Source organism: Nocardioides sp. J9 (genome assembly GCF_007829375.1).
Taxonomy (GTDB): Bacteria; Actinomycetota; Actinomycetes; order Propionibacteriales; family Nocardioidaceae; genus Nocardioides.
The window spans coordinates 1-2949 of sequence record NZ_VLJQ01000030.1; the positions used below are offsets into that span (position 1 = coordinate 1).

Genomic DNA, 2949 nt, shown 5'->3' on the forward strand with positions numbered 1-2949 from the left:
GGCTCCTGTGACTCTTCCGTGGGTCGCTGATCGCGCCTGAACGGCCACACGCCGTTCCCGCTCTAGGTTTCTGGCTTGTCTAGGACCGAAACTGCTGAGCGGAGAACGGCGTGCGAAACGCCAGCCTATGGCGCGCCCTGTTGGGCGTCGAGAACACCGTCATCGAAGAGATCGAGTTCGACGAGGAGACCGAGGTCGTCGTCGCTCACGTGCGACCTCGTCGCGGCGGCCGTGGCCGCTGCGGCACCTGTGGAACAAGAGCATCCTGGTACGACCACGGCGAAGGGCGGCGTCGCTGGCGAAGCCTGGACGTGGGCGTGATGCAGGTGTTCCTCGAAGCCGACGCGCCCCGCGTGAACTGCCCGGTCCACGGACCCACCGTCCGCCAGGTCCCGTGGGCACGACACGCCGCCGGCCACACACTGGCCTTCGACCAGCAGGTCGCGTGGCTGGCCACCCAGTGCTCGAAGTCGGCAATCACCGAGTTGATGCGGATTGCATGGCGCACCGTTGGTGCGATCATCACCCGCGTCTGGTCCGACACCGCCGCCCAACACGACCTGTTGGCAGGACTGCGCCGGATCGGGATCGACGAGATCTCCTACAAGCGCAACCACAAGTACCTGACCGTCGTCGTCGACCACGACACAGGACGGCTGGTCTGGGTCGGAGTCGGGCGGGAGAAGGCAACCGTGCGCGCGTTCTTCGATGTCCTCGGCCCCGAGCGCTGCGCTCAGATCACCCACGTGTCCGCAGACGGCGCGGCCTGGATCGGGGAGGTCGTCACCGAACGATGTCCAAACGCGGTCCGCTGCGCCGACCCGTTCCACGTCGTGAAATGGGCAACCACCGCGCTCGACGAAGTCCGCCGCCAAGCCTGGAACGCTGCACGCAGCAGGACCGGACAGACTCCCTCAACACTGCAGGCCAGACGAGCGGCCGGCAAGGAGAACTACTCCACCGGGCCCGCGAAAGCGTTGAAGAACTCCCGGTTCGCGTTGTGGAAGAACCCCGAGAACCTCACCACCCGACAAGCCGCGAAGCTGACCTGGATCGCGAAGGCCGAACCCACCCTGCACCGCGCTTACCTGCTCAAGGAAGCACTGCGCCTGGTGTTCCAGCTGCCCCACCACGAGGCAGTCGAGGCGCTCGAGCACTGGATCAGCTGGGCCCGCCGCAGCCGGATCGAACGCTTCGTGAAGCTGCAGCGCACCATCGTGACCTACAAGGCCGAGATCCTCGCCGCGATCGAGCACGGCCTGTCCAACGGCCTCATCGAATCGGTCAACACCAAGATCCGCCTCATCACACGCGTCGCCTTCGGATTCCGCTCACCCGACGCGCTCATCGCCCTCGCCATGCTCAACCTCGGCGGCCACCGACCCGTACTCCCCGGCCGATGACCCACGGATCAGTCACAAGAGCCATTTTTCGCCCGCCCCGCGGTGCCGAGCCCGGGGTCAGCGGCCCCGGAAGACCGGCGCCCGCTTCTCCTGGGCCGCCCGGATCCCCTCCTGCAGGTCCTCGGTGGCCAGCGTCATCGGCTGGGCCAGGCCCTCCCACTCCAGCGCGGTCTCGATGCTGGCGTGGCCACGCTGCAGCGCCCGCTTGGTCAGCTTCGTCGCGATCGGCGCGGCGCCGGCGATGCCGGCAGCACCCGCGATCACCTCGTCGAGGAAGCCCTCCGGCTCGATCACGCGGGACACCAGGCCCAGCGCGAGCGCCTCGTCGGCGTCGACCAGCCGGCCGGTCAGGAAGAGGTCCCGCGCGGCCGCCGGCCCCACGACGTCGGGCAGCAGGTAGGTCCCCGCCATGCCCGGGTGGATGCCGAGCTTCGCGAACGGCACCCCCATCTTCGCCCCGCGCGCGGCCCAGCGGATGTCGCAGGCCAGCGGCATGCACAGCCCCGCCCCGATGGCCGCGCCGTTGATCGCGGCGATCGTCGGCACCTCGAGGCGCCGGATCGACAGCCACGAGCGGTAGAACGGCAGCATCCGCTCCCGCAGGTCGTCCACCGTCGCGTCCGGCTCCGAGGCCAGCCACGACAGGTTCCCGCCGGAGCAGAACGCCTTGCCCTCCCCCGTCACCACGACCGCCCGTACGGTCGGGTCCGCAGCCAGGTGGTCGACCGCCGCGACCCACGACGCCGTCATCTCGTCGCTCATCGCGTTCCGGAGGTCCGGCTGGTCCAGGACGAGCAGCGCGACCCCCTCCGCGGGGCGCTCCAGGCGCAGGTGGACGAGCTCCGGGGCGGCGGAGGCGGCGGCAGACGGATTCGAAGTGGTTTCAGACATGCGGGGCACGCTACTTCGCGCTTCAGGCGGCGTGCCGTAGGGTCAGGGAGGCTCGGAGCGTGTCTCCGGGCCCCGGCGGGCTTCCCCCAACGAGACCCCGTCGCGACGACCAACAGAATGAAACATGGCAAGGAGGCCGTCATGGCGGAGACCTGGAGCGGCGAGTTCTACTGCGTGAAGTGCAAGGCCAAGCGTGAGGCCGAGGGCGAGGTCAAGGTCAACGAGAAGGGCACCCGGATGGCCAAGGCCGTCTGCCCCGAGTGCGGCACGAACCTCAACCGCATCCTCGGCAAGGCCTGATCACCCGGCCACACAGACCGACCGTCACGGGCGGCTCCCACCTCGGTGGGAGCCGCCCGTGACGCGTTTTCGGGGGGGCGGCGCTGGTCCCAGCAGGTTTCCGGCAGGCGGATGGCTGGGTTCCGAAAGGCAGCGACGAGGAGGTACGGCGGGCGGCTGGGTCGGGCGGTCGGCCTGCGGCTGGCAACGCAGGAAGCGGCCGGCGCCGGCGCGGAGCACCTCCGCCCGCCGGCCACAATTACGCGTCTGACCTGCGGATTCATCGACGCCAGGTCTTGTTGTCGAACACCTGTTCGACTAGAATCGGGACATGTCAGCACCCGCAGCGCTCACCACGGCCACCGCCCTGGCCGCC

3 protein-coding genes are annotated in these 2949 nt (G+C 69.2%); 2 read left to right on the plus strand and 1 reads right to left on the minus strand.

Annotated elements, in window-relative coordinates:
• The first annotated feature begins 110 nt into the window (after positions 1-110).
• Positions 111-1403, plus strand: coding sequence for an ISL3 family transposase (locus tag L615_RS02920; RefSeq protein WP_145723860.1), 1293 nt, complete (start codon positions 111-113; stop codon positions 1401-1403).
• 57 nt (positions 1404-1460) lie between these two features.
• Here the strand turns inward: L615_RS02920 and L615_RS02925 are convergent, their stop codons facing one another.
• Positions 1461-2294: an enoyl-CoA hydratase/isomerase family protein gene (locus L615_RS02925; RefSeq protein ID WP_145724060.1), complete on the minus strand. Its 834-nt coding sequence runs from the start codon at positions 2292-2294 to the stop codon at positions 1461-1463.
• A 141-nt stretch (positions 2295-2435) separates the two neighbouring features.
• On the opposite strand from L615_RS02925, the gene L615_RS02930 reads away from it, so the two are divergent.
• Complete coding sequence (locus tag L615_RS02930; RefSeq protein WP_107776774.1) at positions 2436-2594, plus strand: DUF5679 domain-containing protein; 159 nt, start codon at positions 2436-2438, stop codon at positions 2592-2594.
• Positions 2595-2949: the final 355 nt, after the last annotated feature.